Consider the following 17515-nt stretch of genomic DNA (forward strand, 5'->3'; position numbering starts at 1 on the left):
TTCGATTGTTGATTCTTGAGTGCATTCCATTTACAGTAATGCACCCCTTTATTCTGTCTTAGTCTAATCTCCAGTCAGTAGAAGCTTTAAAGAAAAATTGGTCAGTGTTACGCTGTCGCTCGGGGAAAGGGGCGACAATTAACTTAACATTGGGTTTTCGTTGTCGTTTAACAATACCTAAATCTTGATTTTCAGATGCCGTGAAATATGACAGCGGGTCAGTTGCCTTACGTTTTTGATGGGCTACGTAAAAATGGTAAAGACTGCGGTAAATCATTTCTAATGAGATGGCATCTATTGATAAAGAGAGTTGGTCAGCAACAGTATCACCTAAATCGACCAAGACAGCATAAAACAGCCAAGTCCCCCAAATTTGTAACTGAATACGGTTGAGAGAACCCGTCCACAAATAACTTAAGCCCAAGAGTCTTTTAACGGTATTAAAGGCTTCTTCAATGCGCCACCGCCTGCGATATAAATCTGCCACAACGTAGGGAGGTAATATCTTAGGGTCAAGTACACTTATTAAATAAGAATGCCAGGTGTTACCCGAACGAACCTCAATCAGACGTAAGGTGATATATGGAGTTTTTGTGGTTCCTGACCCCAGACGAATTAGGCTATCTCGGAGGTCGTAACTCTGGGTGAATACTTGTTCGTATTTAATTGATGCTCCTTTTTTTAACCGAGTAATAAGCGTGAATATCTCGTTCAATTAATTTCAGCCAAAAGCTAAAATGATAGAAGCTCCTATCCAGCAAGAGTAAAGTTTTGCCTTCAACCAATTGCAGAATATTCTCTTCTAACTTCACATCAAAAGCTTTGGGATTTTCCCGAAACCAAATTTCGACAGGCAGCCGGGTCATTAAATCTATAACTGTTGCCATTTTCCCGACCAACTGCCCTTTTGGCAAATCTTCCAGGCTTTTGAGCTTGCAAAATAATGCTTCGAGGGTGGAGCTATCTACTATCCAAACTCGTGAAAACTTCCGCAAGGCAAATTGAATGCTTTCTGGTAGGGGTCGTTGATTTCTCTGGTGCCAAGATGTTCTTAAACGGGCGTAATAAATTTTTGAATACTCCCTCAAATAATTGAGCTGGAAAGCTTAAAAATCTCGCTCGACATTGCTTGTTGAGTAACAGTCCTGGGTCGGCACCACAAAAAACCTTCACGCTGCCAGCATTCTTGTGAGTTCTGTCACTCCCGCCACGTCTCGCCACAGTAAAGTTAATACCGCTGCTACCATCAACGGTAGGTTAAGAATTCTAAGCGAATAAACCCAGTTGACGGTAGTAATTTTCTTGTGAGGTCATGGCTGGTGTAAGTAATGCCGATAGTTGCGAGGCAATCACCTCGTCTTCCACCATCGGTCTGGTGGTTTTTTTGGCATGGTCACGGTTGGTTTTTTGACTCTTAGCCATATTTACTGACCTACACAATTGCTCAATTTTTTGTCAATTCTATCGTTTGATAATACCAACGCCCGCAACTATCATGCGGGCCCGCGACTACGATCGATCGCCCGCAACTACGATCGATCGCCCGCAACGCCAGTCGAGCACACCACTTATTAATAATGATAATCGCTGTCGGTGGGAGAGTCCGCCGTATGCAGACTCTCCCACCTTTACCCCCTTGTTTTATTATCATTATTATTCAATAATCTTTCTACACAAAGGAGTATTGACAAAATCTACTCCCTTCTAACTTGTTACCAATGGTATCGGCAGGGAGCATCATTGGCTATCGACTTTCCCCTCAATGATTTGCTGAACCTGCGGCGACACGTTTGACAAGAAATTCAGCCCAGTCTCCCGCTCTACAAGATCCACCGAAACTCGAAAACTTTTCCATCCAGAACCTTTGACGCTGCTATCGTTGGGCATCATCACGGCGATCGCCCTGGTGTTTGATGTGATTCCCTGCATTCCCAATGCTTGTCTGTCGAGCACCACGATAACTTTCCAATTCTTAGCCGGCACTGCAATCTTTTCTTTTTTACCGATGCTGCCCTTCCTCCCCACGGGCCCCGCCGGAGATGTAAACTTCTTTGCCCTGCTGCACCAATTCTCGGCAATACTCTTCTAAGTCACCCCACACGCCTCTGTTAACTTCAGGCACTTGGGGCATCATATTGGTCATCAGGAAAGTGCTGCTGTTATCCGCTTCATTGCGGGTGCGATCGGCACTGGGTGCAATGTGTCCTCGGTCGTAGCCGCTTCCCGTGTAATCGTTGGGGCGGACTTTGTACCAAGCATCCGGCAGGGCATCGTCGGGGCGGAAGTTGTCTTGGCGATCGGCTGTTCCCATCCAAGAGCGGTTCAGTTGCCACGAAACCCAATTGGCGGTCTTAGTTTTGCTGTTGTAGCTCATCACGTACTGTGGCTTTACCATCAGGTAGTTGTCGGTGCTGGCAACACAGGGAGCTGCATTGCTGGGATTGCCCAGGAGTAAGTTGCGGTTATTGATGGCGCTCGCTGATTGGTTCTCTGGTGCCTGGTTTGGGTGGCTGCACCCTTGGTTTCTCGCGACCAATTTGAGGAAGTCGAGACGGTGGCGATGGCGCAGTTAGATTGCAGCCGCTAAAAATCCCTACCAACACTCTTGGCGATCGTCCCCCGTGGCCACAATTTCCTCACTGTCAGACTCCTATTTTCATTGTTTATCCCGCCCATGATTACAAAGGGCGCACCGTTTCCACAATTGGGGAAGAAAAGCGCCTCAATACTCGATTTGCCGATCGCAGCGGCGAACAATTTATCAAGATTATGAGCCATCTGGGTTTGAGCTATCCCAAGAAGATGAACGAAGCCGTACCCGTCAATGAATACTGTGGCGATTTCATCCCCGAAGCGAGTCTAAATAATGGCACGAGTGCGGAGATCGATGGCGATCGCGAAAAAGTCGAACTGACGCTATGGACCAATACTGAAATCTATGACGATTACTTAGCCAGGTACATTTAGGGGAAGCAGGGGCTAGGGGGTAGGGGAAGAAGGCAAGAAGGGAATAGTATCAGCTTTCACGAAATCAGAACCTCCTAGGTAGCCCTGGCGGTTGTTATATCTAGTTGACAAAAATAAAGATTATTTATGTCCAGCTACTTATTTGCTGGATTTTTAGGAAAAACGCTTGATTGAAAACATCAGCTATGTCATAATTCTAAAAATTAAGTACCAAATCTCTATCAATTTACCGTAGTTTACCGAGTTTGTACCACCTTTCCTCTGGCTGAAAGCCACATTTTAAGTTTTTTAGGATTTATAGCAACCGCCAAGGTGGCTAGAAGATTCTAAATTACTGAAACCCTTAATTCTATTCGCTTCTTCCGCTAGTCCCTAGTCCCTAGCCCCTAGCCCCTAGCCCCTAGCCCCTAAGCCCTTCTTCAGGAGATTTATGGTTATGAATTTGAGATTTTTTCGGGGAATCTGGAAAAGATCCCTTAAGCCCTCTGTTTTGGTAATAGTGGCGATCGCAACCTTGGTGGGAGTTTCACTCTTCTCGATTTCACCGCTAACTGCAACCCCCAGCGTCAAAATTCAATTTGTTTCTCCCAATTGGGTAACAGCCAACGCAAAAGATCCAAATTTACGGATTTTGGATGTGCGAAATGCGCCTCTGGAGTATATTGGAGGCCATGTTCCAAACGCAGTACACATTGCAGATACTGCATTTCGTGGCCCCGACGGATTTTTGCCCGTGCAGTATTGGGATACCCAGAAATTAGCTTCGCTCTTTTCTCGATCGGGTGTTAGCAGTAACAGTCGCGTTCTCGTTTATTCCGATGCACGAGATATTTTGGGAGCGACAATGGTTGCCTATTTACTAGAGCGATCGGGAGTCAAAGATATTGCAGTTTTAGATGGGGGATATACAGGATACAAAGCCTCTGGGCAACCTGTTGTTAAGGAATATCCCAAATACAAGTTTACACAGTTTGCGGTTCAAGATAATCCCTCAATTCGCGTTAACCTTCAACAGGTTGGAGAATTAATTGGTAAACCAGGTGTTGTTTTTATCGATCCTAGACCAGGTGATTTATTCCGAGGTGAGAAAGATATCTGGGTACGCAATGGGCACATTCCTGGTGCGAAAAATATTCCCTGGCCTGCGTTTACGGAAGCCGAGAACTCTCAGGAGGATCTCAAAAATCCTCATCAGTTGAAGTCACTGGATGGGATTCGCCAAATCCTGGCGGACAAGAAGATTAAGCCTTCAGATGATGTGATTGTGTCATGCAGCACTGGGCGTGAAGCAACATTACAGTATGTCGTGCTAAAACATCTTTTGGGATATCCTAAAGTTCGGATCTACGACGGTTCTTGGACTGAGTACAGTACGTCTAATTTGCCAGTTGAAACTGGACCGGAAAAAGTTTAGTTATTTGGTGCTAAGCTGTTCAACATTTAAAGGTCTAATGTATGAAAGTTTTGATTTCATCACTTGTTGTTTTTGCTACTGCGGCAGTAATATTTGGGTTTGATTTTGTACAGCTAAGTCAACCCGCTTTAGGCAGTTGCGATCCGCCACCGGAACAACCGAAGAGCCCACCTAAGAAGTAGTAAAAATGAGTTCATCAGTTTCTGGTGAGCCGTTATGGGCTCCTTTTCGTCCCCATCGCTTGATAATTGCGATCGCCTTAGCACTTTTTACTGTTGGGACAATTACACTGAATCGTTATGGTTGGCAGCAAAGCCTATTGTTCTTGATTGGTGGGTTGCTGGGGCTAACACTTTACCATTCTAGCTTTGGCTTTGCCAGTGCTTACCGCAAGTTACTTGTGCATAGGGACGCGCGGGGAGCGATCGCACAAATTATCATGCTGGCGATCGCTACTGTTCTGTTTGCGCCGACTCTGGCAGCCGGAACAGTATTTGGGCAGCCGGTGCGGGGTGCTGTTGCGCCTGTAGGCGTTCAAGGGGCGATCGGTGCCTTCCTGTTTGGGATTGGAATGCAGCTTGGGGGAGCCTGTGGCTGTGGCACTTTGTATACCGTTGGTTCCGGTAGTATCACTATGCTGATCACGCTGGTGACATTTTGCATTGGAGCATTTGCAGCCAGCTTAACCCGACAGTTGTGGGTGAATTTGCCTGCTTTGCCGGCGATTTCTTTGGCAGATAATCTTGGCTGGTTTTGGGCAGTGGTTTTGCAACTGACAATTTTCGCTGCTTTGTTTGTTGCACTCGGGCGCATTTTCCCTTCTGCAAAAGCTCTTTCTTCTCCTCCCCTAACTTCTTCCCCTCCGCTTTTCCCCTCCTCGCTAACTCAGCTAATTTACGGCCCTTGGTCGCTACTCACAGGTGCGATCGCGCTGTCACTGCTCAACTGGCTGACGCTGATCCTGTCTGGGCAACCCTGGCGGATTACCTGGGGCTTTGCGCTGTGGGCGGCTGAGATTGCATCGTTTTTGGGTTGGGACTCTACCAGTAGCCCATTTTGGAAGACTGCCAACGCTCAGGCTGCCCTCACAAATGGCGTGTTTGCAGATGTCAGTTCGGTGATGAATGGTGGGATCGTTCTAGGATCGCTGCTGGCTGCAGGGTTAGCAGGGCGATGGGTTCCAACTTTTGGGCCTTCCAAACAGATTCTAGCGGCGGCGATATTAGGTGGCTTACTGATGGGCTACAGTGCATTTCTTGCCTACGGTTGCAATGTGAGTGGGTTCTTTGGGGCGATCGCGTCTACCAGTTTGCACGGCTGGCTGTGGATTGTGGCTGCACTCCTGGGAACTGCGATCGGGGTGCGGTTACGACCTTTGTTTCGGCTACCCAATTAGCGTAAGGGAACTTATAGAACCCATATGGTTTCCCTTCAACTACTGATCCTGATTACAGTTTTTTTAGCGACCAGCATGATCAGCGTGATTACAGGCAGCACCTCCTTAATTACGGTGCCTGTAATGTTGCAGATGGGCATTGCACCGCGCACGGCTTTAGCCACTAATATGCTGGCACTCACGTTTATGAGTATTGGTGCAACGTTACCGTTTCTGAAGCAACAAACGATTAATCTAAGACGCTTGCCTCTCTTGATTGGGCTGACTCTGATTGGCTCAATTCTAGGAGCAGGATTAGTCCTGGTAATACCGTCAAAGTCCTTACCGCAGATTGTTTCGGCTGCCATGATTGCGGTTGCTGTTTTCTCGAGCGCGAATCATCGAGGTGGCGTTCTTCCGGCAGCCGATCGCCCATCACGGGCAGCCCAATTACTCGGTTATGTGGCAACGTTTGGGCTGGGTATCTATGGTGGTTTTTTCAGTGGCGGGTACGTCACCTTGCTAACGGCTGCCTATGTGGCGCTCTTTCGGATGACTTTTGTGGAAGCGATCGCTACAACCAAGCTGGTGAATATCTTTTCCTCGCTCGTTGCAACGGGGGTTTTCACAGCGGCTGGCATCGTTGATTATCGATTGGGCATCATCTTAGGTATTGCCATGTTTATTGGGGGCATCATCGGCTCACAGGTGGCTCTCAAACTTAGCAATCGCTGGTTACGTCGGATTTTTTTGGCGACTGTTGTAATCCTCGCCGTTAAAACCATGATGGGATAGAAAATTCCTAGTCTTCGCTCTCACGGTCGTGAGTTTCATAGACCTGTTGGCTAAAAAGCTCAAAATCCGACTCACAGGCAGTGAGCGCCTCCAAAGCCGTGGAGTAGCCAGGAGCTGCAATAGGAGAAAACATTCAGCATGGATCGTGTATTAGGACTGGAGATCATTGAAGTTGTGGAGCAGGCAGCGATCGCATAGATCCCAAATGGGTTCTATATAGCCGAAGGAAGAAGGAAGAAGGAAGAAGGAAGAAGGAAGAAGGAAGAAGGAAGAAGGAAGAGGCAATAATGGCAAGGGTTTCAGCGATCAATATAGTCCTAACTGCCAAGAAGGTTGCTATAGCAACCTTCTTGGCAGTTAGGACGTTCTGACTTCCACCAAACTCGCTGATTCTATTCCCATCTTCCCCATCTTCCCCATCTTCCCCATCTTCCCCATCTTCCCCATCTTCCCCATCTCCCCCATCTTCCCCCTAGCCCCTTCTTCATTTCTAACTTCTTGATTGTCACCATTGATCTTGAGTGTGCATTGCTGTAAGATAAATCAAATACTACGGTAAACCGATTGACTTAACGTATATATCACGGAAGTCCTAATTAAGCGAGACATTCACCAAGGAGTCGAGGAGACGAATCATGAGCAAGTGGTTTGCCATTGCCAGACGTAGGTTACTGCTATTTTTTATTTCTGGGCTGTTTTTATCGCTATTAGTCAATGCCTGTAATTCTTCCTCTCCTGGAACTAATACTACAGCAGCATCCCCAGGCTCATCTCCTACGGCAGTTCCTACGGTAGTACGTTTAGATTATGCCTACTACAATCCTGTCAGTCTCGTACTCAAAGAGAAAGGCTGGCTAGAAGAAGACTTAGCCAAAGCCAATATCAAAGTGGAATGGGTGCTCAGTCAAGGTAGTAACAAGGCATTAGAGTTTCTCAATGGCAGCAGCATTGACTTTGGCTCGACTTCTGGTGCTTCCGCACTGATTGCAAAAGCCAATGGTAATCCCATCAAGTCTATTTACGTTTACTCGAAGCCCGAATGGACAGCATTAGTAACTACGGCGAATTCTTCCATTCAAAAAGTCGCCGATCTAAAAGGCAAAAAAGTTGCAGCAACGCGCGGAACAGATCCGTTTATTTTCTTGTTGCGTGCCTTGGATCAAGCCGGTTTGACTACCAAAGATGTGGAAATTGTGCCTTTGCCCCACGCTGACGGTAAAGCTGCCCTTGAGAAAGGCGATGTCGATGCTTGGGCTGGTCTCGATCCATTTATGGCACAGACAGAAGTAGAAAAAGGCTCGAAACTCTTCTTCCGCGATCCCAAACTCATTAGTCAAGGCTTTTTGAATGTCCGCGAGGCATTTGCCAAACAATATCCTGAACAAGTTAGTCAAGTGCTAAACGCCTATGAGAAGGCAAGGAAATGGGCGATCGCAAATCCTAGTGAACTCAAGCAAGTGGTGATTAAAGCATCTAAGCTGACAGAATCGGTAGCAACTAAACAATTAGAGGAGCGAACCGATATATCAAGCTCATCGATTGGGGACGAACAAAAAGCCGTTATTAGTGCTGCTGGGGATGTCTTGAAAAAAAGCGGCGTGATCGAGAATTCCGTTGATGTCATTACAGTAGTTAACAATTTAATCGATCCGCAGTATGTGGCAAAGGTTGCCAAATCATAAGTAAAAAACATCTGCTGTGGATATACACCAACTCACCAAAGCAGATCAGAAAATTAAAAGTTAAAAATTGAAAATTGAAAATTTAAAAATAAATACATCATTTTTAATTTTGCATTTTTAAGTTTTAATTCCGCTCCAAAGCTATCTATGCAGGACAGCAAACACTAAGTTATGGGACAAAGACTTGCAATCGCACTCACAAGCGCACAAACAGGTAATATTTGGCAATTCCTCACTCGTCTGGGCAAAGCAAAGGGCTTGCTATTGCCAGTCTTTCTCTTAATATTGTGGGAAAGTCTGTCTAGGTTTGGCTTGGTTGCTCCTAACTTGTTACCTGCTCCCTCAACTATTGTCATAACAATTTGGAAACTCGGTGCAGCAGGGGAACTATGGCAGCACATCAGCATTACACTCTATCGGGTTTTTGTTGGCTTCTTGATTGGTACATTTTTGGCCACTATTCTAGGAGGATTAACAGGCTATTCTTGCCTAATTCACGATTTACTCGACCCACTTTTGCAGTCACTCCGTAACATTCCTTCCCTCGCATGGGTGCCGCTATTCATCCTCTGGATGGGAATTCATGAGCCTTCTAAAATTGCTCTGATCGCCGTTGGAGTCTTCTTCCCCGTTTACTTAAATCTCATGAGCGGCATTCACAATGTCGATCGCAAATTGGTTGAGGTTGGCAAAATCTATAGACTTAATGATTGGCAGCTTATCAGTCGTGTGTTCTTGCCTGCGACTTTGCCTGCCTACATTGTGGGTTTGCGAAGTGGCTTGGGTTTGGGCTGGATGTTTGTCGTGGCGGCTGAATTAATGGGAGCCAGTCAGGGTTTAGGCTTCTTATTGATCGATGGGCAAGCAACTGGACGACCCGCCATCACCCTCGCTAGCATTCTCTTGTTTGCGATTTTCGGAAAAGTGACTGACTCGGTTATTAGCCTTGCATCGCATTGGCTACTCCATTGGCAGGATGTTTACGCTTCCAACCATTAGTTCAAAGTATTAGTTTAAAGCATTCGTTCAAAGCGCAAATGAGGCAACATATATGCTACTTATCAAAGGACTACATAAACGCTTTCAAAATGGCTTTGTCGGGTTAGAGTCTATTGATTTAGCTGTTAATCGTAGCGAAATTGTTAGTTTTATTGGTACGAGTGGTTGCGGAAAAAGTACACTTTTACGGCTCATTTCTGGATTAGATTTGCCCACTTATGGAGATGTGCGAATTGACAATATTCGCATTGACAAACCTCATCCCGAAATTGGTGTAATCTTTCAAGAACCTCGCCTGATGCCTTGGTTAACCGTCTGGGAAAATGTGCAGTTTGGTTTGCATCACTTACCGAAAGATGAACGCAAGGCACGGGCAAGTGATGCTCTAGTTAAGGTTGGATTACAAGATTTTGCTCGTTTGCTGCCGCGCCAACTATCAGGAGGAATGGCTCAACGGGTAGCGATCGCCCGTGCCCTCGTCACTAATCCTTCTATTTTGTTGCTAGACGAACCCTTTAGTGCTCTCGATTCCTTTACTAGAATGCAACTACAGGATCGTCTGTTAGAAATTTGGCAATCGGATCGCCAGACCATTATTCTTGTCACCCATGATGTTGAAGAAGCAGTGATTTTAAGTGATCGCGCGATCGTCATGCGTGGCAACCCTGGACGCATTCATCTTGAGCTAGATATCGATCTTCCCCGTCCCCGCAGGCGTACCGATCGCGATTTGCAATATTGGAAAGAAAAATTATTGACTACCTTGGATTTATCCAATACGCAAACTGTTCCCTTAGAGGTTTAAATCCCAGGCTGAGATCGCAATTAATATCTAATCAAGAAGGAGGAGGTTTCATTTGTAAGTTCTATAAATTTAAAGATGTAACAATTTCTATATTATAGCGAATAAAATTGTTTCCAAAACCCATCATTATCAAAGCAGCTATCTCAAAACCTAAATCCTAACTCAGCAAAAGTTGACTTCAATCATGACTACTAAACTACTCCCAAGCTACGATCCCACTCTCTTTCAAGGAGCCATTTCTTATTACCTGCAATATCGACCGCGCTACCCAAATACTCTTTACGATTTAATCTCACAGGAATTTCAATTAGATGGGCAAGGCAAGCTTCTCGATCTCGGCTGTGGGATTGGCTTGGTAGCGATCGCCTTGCACGATCGATTTAAATCTGTTTTGGGTATCGATCCCGATCCAGAAATGCTCGAAGTTGCCAAGCAAGAAGCTAAACTGGCTCATGCTTCAAATATCGCTTGGGTAAGGGATTTAGCAGAAAATATTTCCCCAGCAATTGGTACATTTTCCCTTGTCACCATTGGTCGTGCTTTTCATTGGATGGATCAAGAACTGGTGCTACAGCGTAGCTACGATCTGCTCGATCGCACCAGTAACGTTAATAGGGGGATAGCGATTATTCAAACTGAAAAAGATATTTGGTCAAATGACTCTGTTTGGGCACAAAATGTGCTAGCTACGATCAAACGGTGGCTAGGAGAAGAGCGGCGTGTGGGATCGAGCAGCGTTCCTTTGCTCTACAAGTCTGATTTAGAAGTTTTGGATCGATCGCCATTCGTTCGGATTAAGCGCCATAATATTGACTTTCAAAAACACTGGACGATTGATAATTTTATTGGTTATCTCTACTCCACCGCTTACTGCCGTCGTGATTACTTTAATGGCGATACTTCCGTATTTGAAGCGGAAATTAAAGCAGCAATTCTCAGTGCAGAACCTTCAGGTCAGTTTGTTGAAGATGTACCTATTTCTGTTTACTTGGGTTTTAAGGACTGACCAACCTATAGGAATCCTAAATCATTTGTACCTCATTACTTCCCTCGATTTTTGTATCATCAATATGAAAATATCCCTTGTAGACTCGCAAAGCACAACACAACAAGACAGCAAGCAAGATTATGTAGCGATAGCGAAATCACTTGCTCAAGAATTTGCTGATACTGCCATCGAACGAGATCGTGTTGGCGGTACGCCAAAGTATGAACGCGATCGCATTCGCTCTAGCGGTTTGCTCAGTTTGATTATTCCTAAAGAATATGGCGGTATTGGCGAAACATGGATCGCGGCACTCCAAATTTCCCGCGAGTTGGCAAAGACTGATAGTTCTCTAGCCCATGTTTACTCCTATCACCATTTAGGGGTTATTATCCCGCATCTTTTTGGCACGGAGGAGCGCAAGGCGCAGTTCTACACAGATACGGTGACAAACAATTGGTTCTGGTGCAATGCTCTCAATCCCCTCGATCGCCGTGCGACTTTAACTCCTGATGGTACAGGCTTTTTACTGAACGGGACAAAAAGCTTCTGCTCTGGCTCTAAAGATTCTGATATCTTACCCATCACTGCGGTTCGTCAAGATACCTCCGAACTCACAATTATTGTAATTCCCACTCAAAGAGAGGGAATACAAATCCATGACGATTGGGATAACATCGGGCAACGTCAAACCGATAGCGGTAGTATTAGTTTCGACCAAGTGCGCGTTTATGACTCGGAAGTGTTTGGCGATCGCACCCGTGCTGATATTCCTTTCCGTACTTTACGAGCTTGTTTGACGCAAATAAATCTTGCCCATATTTATCTGGGTATTGCGGAAGGAGCATTTGCTGCTGCTAAAGACTATACTTGCACCCAAGGACGACCCTGGTTGACTTCCAATGCTCCTAGTGTGACGCAAGATCCCTACATTCTGAAACACTACGGGGAAATGTGGGTCGATCTGCAAGCGGTTAGCAGTTTGACGGATCGAGCCGCCGCCATTCTGCAAGCAGCTTGGGAAAAAGGCATAGATTTAACAACAGAAGAACGTGGAAAATGCGCGATCGCGATCGCAACGGCAAAGGTTGCTGCCACAAAAATAGGTTTAGATGTGACTACTCGCATTTTTGAAGTGATGGGGGCGCGTGCTACCACCAGTAAATATGGTTTCGATCGCTACTGGCGTAATCTGAGAACCTTTACGCTACATGATTCTGTTGACTATAAAATTCACGATCTGGGTAACTGGGTACTCAACGATCAGCTCCCCAATCCCAGCTTTTATACGTAAAAATCATCCTTTTTGAAGGAGGTTTTATCTTGACTCGGCGGTATCTCAGGTTTTTATGTAGATAGCAGCAGGGCTATAGCAATCCTTGCAGGAGTCGTAATTTTTTTACCCACCCTAACTCTCCCCGAAGCCGCTCGCTCGGGAGTAAGAAATGCACATAGGATTTCTATAGATGCTACTTTTTCTCCTGCGGGTACAACTGATACATTACCCCTGAATATTAATCATTCAAGTAACTAGATAAGTCAGACCAGCAAAAATTTACACAATGTGCTTGCATTTTTGAAGTCCTTTGTGGAATAATAGGAGCTTATCAGGACAAACTACGGTATGTCGGTCGCGTTATCGTAAGTTACTCATCCATAATGATTAGTTCAGCTTTTACATAGCTATTGCGTTTTTTTGTTTTCAATACTTGAAACTTAGGAAGGAAAAGTGTTAACCCGATTAAGAGAGAGCCATTTTTTAGCTAAATTGAGGCATTTTGGGAGCCAACTCAAACCTAGTTCAATCAAGACCTTGGCTTTGCTTTTTGCAGTTGGCTTCAGTTTGAGTTTGACCGTTTCTGCCTGTAATCCTAGTCAGCAAACAAATACAACTACTGCCCCGACTTCTACTGCCACATCCGTGGCTAGTTCTAAATCACAAGAGAGCAATGTAATTCGGATCGGGTATCAAAAATATGGCACTCTAAGTATCCTTAAATCACGGGGTACTTTAGAAAAGCGTTTGGCATCCCAAAGCACTTCTGTACAGTGGCTTCAATTTCCCGCTGGCCCTCAATTACTAGAAGCTTTGAATGCAGGCACTATTGACTTTGGGCATACAGGAGAAGCGCCGCCTATTTTTGCACAAGCTGCTGGCGCACCATTGGTATATGTTGCGAATGAGCCTCCTAATCCTAAAGGTGAAGCTATCTTAGTACCGAAAGATTCTTCTATTCAAGATGTGGCTGGGTTGAAAGGCAAAAAAGTTGTATTTAATAAGGGTTCAAATGTGCAATATCTCGTGGTAGAAGCATTAAAAGCAGCCGGATTGAAATATAGCGACATTCAGCCTATTTATCTGCCACCAGCCGATGCGCGGGCAGTTTTTGAACAAGGTAGTGCTGAGGCTTGGGCAATTTGGGACCCATTTTTTACCGTAGCGAAACGAGCTACAGAAGCTCGCGTTCTTAAGGATGGGGAAGGGCTTGTAGCTAATCGGGAATTCTATCTAGCTGCCAAACCTTTTAACGAGCAATATCCCGACCGGATTAAGGCAATTTTAGAGGAACTTCAAAAAGTAGATGAATGGGCGGCAGCTCAACCAACTGAAGTGGCAAAACTGCTGTCTCCTGAGCTTGGTATTGATGTTCCAACTTTAGAGGAAATCTCACGGAGGCGGCCTTACGGTGTGCAGCCAATTACGGATGAAGTCGTTACTTACCAGCAAAAAGTTGCTGATACTTTCTTGGATTTGAAGCTGCTTCCCAAATCGGTAAAAATTAGCGAAGTGGCTCAGCTAACTAAACAATAAATAGTGATGGAGAGTAAGACAAATGGAATTATTTTGGTTTATCCCAACTCACGGAGACGGTCGCTATTTAGCTACAGGAATTGGAGGGCGCTCTTGCAATTTTTCCTACTTAAAGCAAATCGCTCAAGCCGTCGATCGTTTAGGATTTACGGGCGCTCTGCTTCCGACTGGGCGTTCTTGCGAAGACGCATGGGTAGTAGCTTCATCTCTAATGGCTGTTACCGAACAAATGCGTTTTTTAGTAGCAATTCGTCCTGGATTAATGTCTCCTGGGGTAGCAGCACGGATGGCAGCAACATTTGACAGGTTATCTAACGGACGCTTGCTGATTAATGTTGTTACGGGCGGCGACCCCATTGAATTGGCGGGGGATGGAGTGCATCTGGGTCACGACGCACGTTATGAACTGACGGATGAATTTTTGACAGTTTGGAGAGAGATGCTTGAAGAGAGTAACTCGACTAACGGGCGAGAGCAAGAAGTCAATTTTAGCGGTGAATACCTTGAAATAAAGGGCGGAAAACTTTTATTTCCCCCTGTACAAACTCCTCATCCTCCATTATGGTTTGGCGGTTCTTCGCCAATAGCACAACAAATTGCCGCTAAACATATTGATGTTTATCTTACTTGGGGAGAACCGCCACAACAAGTAGCCCAAAAAATTGAAGCTGTAAAAAAATTAGCAGCAGAACAGGGTAGAACTGTGCGTTTTGGAATTCGCCTTCATGTCATTGTGCGCGAAACTGAAAGCGAAGCTTGGGAGGATGCCAATCGATTGATTCAATATGTCGATGAAGATGCGATCGCAGCCGCCAAAAAAGCTTATGCTAGGATGGATTCTGAAGGGCAGCGGCGCATGACTGAACTGCACGCAGGCAGCCGCGAAGCTCTGGAAATTAGCCCCAATTTGTGGGCGGGAATTGGGTTAGTAAGAGGCGGTGCCGGTACTGCTTTAGTGGGAGATCCCGATACTGTTGTCGCGCGAATGTTGGAATATTCCGAATTGGGAATTGAAACTTTCATTTTTTCTGGTTATCCCCACTTAGAAGAAGCATATCGAGTGGCTGAATTGCTATTCCCCCGCTTGCCGCTGAAAAACCAACCGACTGTACATCAACCGCAAATGTTTAGTCCTTTTGGCGAAATTGTTGCCAACGAAAAGTTTCTCCAACAAAAACAAGTTATTCCTACGAGCGCGTCATGAATAAAAACTGGCTTAAAAACCCCTATTTTCAGCAGGTAATTCCCTGGATTGTACCAATGCTGCTGATTGTTAGCTGGCAATTATTGGTGCAGGTGGGTTGGCTTTCCACAAGAGTTTTACCAGCACCAACAGGTGTTTTAAGTGCTGGATTTAGATTGGCAATTAGCGGAGAACTGTTTCACCATATCGGAATTAGTGCTTGGCGTGCGCTGGTTGGTTTCATCATAGGCGGAGGAATTGGTTTGACTCTGGGTTTCCTCAATGGTCTTTTTCCAATAGCCGAAAAGCTGCTAGATACTTCTCTACAAATGGTTCGTAATATTCCACACCTCGCCTTAATACCTCTAGTAATTTTTTGGTTTGGAATTGGCGATCCCGCTCGATTATTTTTGGTAGCTTTGGGTGTGTTTTTTCCAATGTACATCAATACATTTCACGGCATCCGCAGCGTAGATGCCGGATTGATTGAAATGGGAAAAGTTTATGGCTTGAGTGCCAGGTCTCTTTTGTGGAAAATTATTTTGCCTGGGGCCTTGCCTTCAATTTTGGTAGGCCTGCGATATTCCTTGGGGATTATGTGGCTGACGCTGATTGTCGCAGAAACAATTGCGGCGGACTCTGGTATTGGTTACATGGCAATGAATGCTCGCGAGTTCTTGCAAACTGATGTAGTGGTGGTGAGCATTATCATGTATGCTTTGTTGGGTAAGTTGGCAGATGCGATCGCCAGGAAGTTAGAAGAGAAATGGCTTGCTTGGCATCCCAATTATCAGCCAGCTTAGGTTGAAAAAAGAAGCCAGAAGAAAGAAAGATGAGAGTGTCCCATTTTTCTTTCTTAGTTCCTCTAGAAATTACAGCTACAAGCCCCTGTACAACTATGACCCATTTGATTGAATACGAAGACGCAAGTGATGAAGTACGGGCAGTGTATGACGATATTCGTGCGACACGCAAAACCGAGTACATCAACAACTTTTGGAAAGCGATCGCCAACCATCCGCCTACCCTGCAACGTACCTGGCAGAATGTGAAGGAGGTGATGACGGCTCCGGGAGAACTCGATCCCCTCACCCGCGAGTTAATCTACATTGCTGTCAGCGTTACAAATGGTTGCCCGTACTGCATTTCATCTCATACAGCCGGAGCGCGAGCCAAGGGAATGGATGATGCCATATTTGGGGAACTGATGGCGATCGTGGCAACCGCAAACGCTACCAATCGACTGGCAAATGGCTATCAAATTCCGGTGGAGGAACAATTTAAATTATAAAAGGCGTTCAATCTTAACGACTTATAAACCTTCTCTATGGCAACTGAATTAACAGTAGATGTTTCTCAGATTCCCGTTATCGATATTAGTTCGCTGCTATCGGATAATCGCCTAGATACTGTTGCAAACCAAATCCGACAAGCTTGCTGTGACACAGGTTTTTTTTACATTGTCGAGCATGGTGTAGACCAAGGCTTGCAAAACCGTTTGGAGCAACTGAGCCGTCAGTTTTTTGCTCAAGATTTAGAAACTAAAATGCAAATTCGGATGGCGCTGGGAGGTCGGGCATGGCGCGGCTACTTTCCGGTTGGAGGTGAACTGACCAATGGTAAACCAGATTTGAAAGAAGGAATTTATTTCGGATCGGAATTGAATCAAACCCATCCGGCTGTTCAAGCAGGTGTTCCCATGTTTGGAGCAAATCTGTTTCCAGAGATTCCCCAGTTTCGCTCCACAGTGCTGGAGTATCTAGCAGTTATGACTCAACTGGGTCACGCAGTAATGGCGGGAATTGCCCTGAGTTTGAACTTAGAAGCATCTTACTTCCGCGATCGCTATACGACTGATCCCCTGATTTTATTTCGCATTTTCAACTATCCACCACAAAGTAATCCGCAAGGGCAATCCTGGGGAGTGGGAGAGCATACCGATTATGGTTTGCTCACGATTCTCAAGCAGGATGATTTAGGTGGGTTGCAAGTGAAGACAAAATCAGGCTGGATTGATGCTCCGCCGATCGCCAATTCATTTGTTTGTAACATTGGCGATATGCTCGATCGCCTCACAGGTGGACTTTATCGGTCTACTCCTCATCGAGTCAAGAATGTGTCAGGACGATCTCGCCTCTCATTTCCATTCTTCTTCGATCCCAATTTCAATGCTGAACTCCACCCGATCGAAATCAAGGGAGCGATCGTCGATGACAACAAGAACGAACGTTGGGATAAAGCCAGCGTTCACGAGTTTCGCGGCACTTACGGCGATTATGTCCTGAACAAAGTTGCAAAGGTTTTTCCCCAATTGCGCCAGCAAGTTTTGTAAACAGTCACCTGGATTTGTTAAACGATATTATAGGATCGGAAGCCAGCATTTTAGGAACCCTATCAGCATCAAATAGAATAGGAATGTATTTAGGGCTTGCTGAATATATCGATCGCACTTGATGTAGCCTGGGCTATGCGATCGCGAGAGCGAGGGTAAAGTGCAA

Annotated in this window: 17 protein-coding genes and 1 pseudogene; 15 read left to right on the forward strand and 3 right to left on the reverse strand. The window is 45.4% G+C overall.

What is annotated here, in order from left to right:
* Positions 1–58 precede the first annotated feature (58 nt).
* Positions 59–1368: pseudogene (locus tag QUA47_RS26660) on the reverse strand (IS4 family transposase).
* Between the two features lie 84 nt (positions 1369–1452).
* Here QUA47_RS26660 and QUA47_RS26665 point away from each other — a divergent pair.
* Positions 1453–1575: a hypothetical protein gene (locus QUA47_RS26665; RefSeq protein WP_333432977.1), complete on the forward strand. Its 123-nt coding sequence runs from the start codon at positions 1453–1455 to the stop codon at positions 1573–1575.
* Positions 1576–1737: 162 nt separating this feature from the next.
* On the opposite strand, the gene QUA47_RS26670 is transcribed toward QUA47_RS26665, so the two are convergent.
* A complete protein-coding gene (locus QUA47_RS26670) occupies positions 1738–1983 on the reverse strand; it encodes a DNA/RNA non-specific endonuclease (RefSeq protein ID WP_445302549.1) in 246 nt (81 codons plus the stop codon).
* 16 nt (positions 1984–1999) lie between these two features.
* Positions 2000–2536 (reverse strand): DNA/RNA non-specific endonuclease, encoded by a 537-nt coding sequence (locus tag QUA47_RS26675; protein ID WP_333432979.1) that lies wholly within the window; start codon positions 2534–2536, stop codon positions 2000–2002.
* 38 nt (positions 2537–2574) lie between these two features.
* On the opposite strand from QUA47_RS26675, the gene QUA47_RS26680 reads away from it, so the two are divergent.
* The 14 genes from QUA47_RS26680 (at position 2575) to QUA47_RS26745 (ending at position 17349) form a co-directional block, all read left to right on the forward strand.
* Positions 2575–2967, forward strand: a complete 393-nt coding sequence (locus QUA47_RS26680; protein ID WP_333432980.1) for a hypothetical protein — start codon at positions 2575–2577, stop codon at positions 2965–2967.
* Positions 2968–3403: 436 nt separating this feature from the next.
* Positions 3404–4381, forward strand: coding sequence for a sulfurtransferase (locus QUA47_RS26685; RefSeq protein ID WP_333432981.1), 978 nt, complete (start codon positions 3404–3406; stop codon positions 4379–4381).
* A gap of 187 nt (positions 4382–4568) precedes the next feature.
* The gene (locus tag QUA47_RS26690; protein ID WP_333432982.1) at positions 4569–5777 is read left to right on the forward strand and encodes a YeeE/YedE family protein; all 1209 of its coding nucleotides are present in this window, start codon (positions 4569–4571) and stop codon (positions 5775–5777) included.
* 24 nt (positions 5778–5801) lie between these two features.
* Positions 5802–6551, forward strand: a complete 750-nt coding sequence (locus QUA47_RS26695; RefSeq protein WP_333432983.1) for a sulfite exporter TauE/SafE family protein — start codon at positions 5802–5804, stop codon at positions 6549–6551.
* Between the two features lie 635 nt (positions 6552–7186).
* Positions 7187–8233 carry an aliphatic sulfonate ABC transporter substrate-binding protein gene (locus tag QUA47_RS26700; RefSeq protein ID WP_190660302.1) on the forward strand — a complete coding sequence of 349 codons (1047 nt, stop codon included), beginning with the start codon at positions 7187–7189 and terminating at the stop codon, positions 8231–8233.
* A 171-nt stretch (positions 8234–8404) separates the two neighbouring features.
* On the forward strand, positions 8405–9232 hold the full coding sequence (locus tag QUA47_RS26705) for an ABC transporter permease (protein WP_333432984.1): 828 nt from the start codon (positions 8405–8407) through the stop codon (positions 9230–9232).
* 52 nt (positions 9233–9284) lie between these two features.
* Positions 9285–10037, forward strand: coding sequence for an ABC transporter ATP-binding protein (locus QUA47_RS26710; protein ID WP_333432985.1), 753 nt, complete (start codon positions 9285–9287; stop codon positions 10035–10037).
* 184 nt (positions 10038–10221) lie between these two features.
* Positions 10222–11043 carry a class I SAM-dependent methyltransferase gene (locus QUA47_RS26715; protein WP_333432986.1) on the forward strand — a complete coding sequence of 274 codons (822 nt, stop codon included), beginning with the start codon at positions 10222–10224 and terminating at the stop codon, positions 11041–11043.
* A gap of 64 nt (positions 11044–11107) precedes the next feature.
* The gene (locus QUA47_RS26720; protein WP_333432987.1) at positions 11108–12316 is read left to right on the forward strand and encodes an acyl-CoA dehydrogenase family protein; all 1209 of its coding nucleotides are present in this window, start codon (positions 11108–11110) and stop codon (positions 12314–12316) included.
* Between the two features lie 435 nt (positions 12317–12751).
* The gene (locus QUA47_RS26725; RefSeq protein WP_333432988.1) at positions 12752–13834 is read left to right on the forward strand and encodes a sulfonate ABC transporter substrate-binding protein; all 1083 of its coding nucleotides are present in this window, start codon (positions 12752–12754) and stop codon (positions 13832–13834) included.
* Between the two features lie 22 nt (positions 13835–13856).
* The gene (ssuD, locus tag QUA47_RS26730) at positions 13857–15038 is read left to right on the forward strand and encodes an FMNH2-dependent alkanesulfonate monooxygenase (protein WP_190660313.1); all 1182 of its coding nucleotides are present in this window, start codon (positions 13857–13859) and stop codon (positions 15036–15038) included.
* Positions 15035–15820 carry an aliphatic sulfonate ABC transporter permease SsuC gene (gene ssuC, locus QUA47_RS26735; RefSeq protein WP_333432989.1) on the forward strand — a complete coding sequence of 262 codons (786 nt, stop codon included), beginning with the start codon at positions 15035–15037 and terminating at the stop codon, positions 15818–15820. The genes ssuD and ssuC overlap by 4 nt, the downstream gene beginning before the upstream one ends.
* A 95-nt stretch (positions 15821–15915) precedes the next feature.
* Complete coding sequence (locus QUA47_RS26740) at positions 15916–16308, forward strand: carboxymuconolactone decarboxylase family protein (protein ID WP_333432990.1); 393 nt, start codon at positions 15916–15918, stop codon at positions 16306–16308.
* Between the two features lie 36 nt (positions 16309–16344).
* Positions 16345–17349: a 2-oxoglutarate and iron-dependent oxygenase domain-containing protein gene (locus QUA47_RS26745; protein WP_333432991.1), complete on the forward strand. Its 1005-nt coding sequence runs from the start codon at positions 16345–16347 to the stop codon at positions 17347–17349.
* Positions 17350–17515 lie beyond the last annotated feature (166 nt).

Source organism: Microcoleus sp. MON2_D5 (assembly GCF_036701905.1).
GTDB lineage: Bacteria > Cyanobacteriota > Cyanobacteriia > Cyanobacteriales > Microcoleaceae > Microcoleus.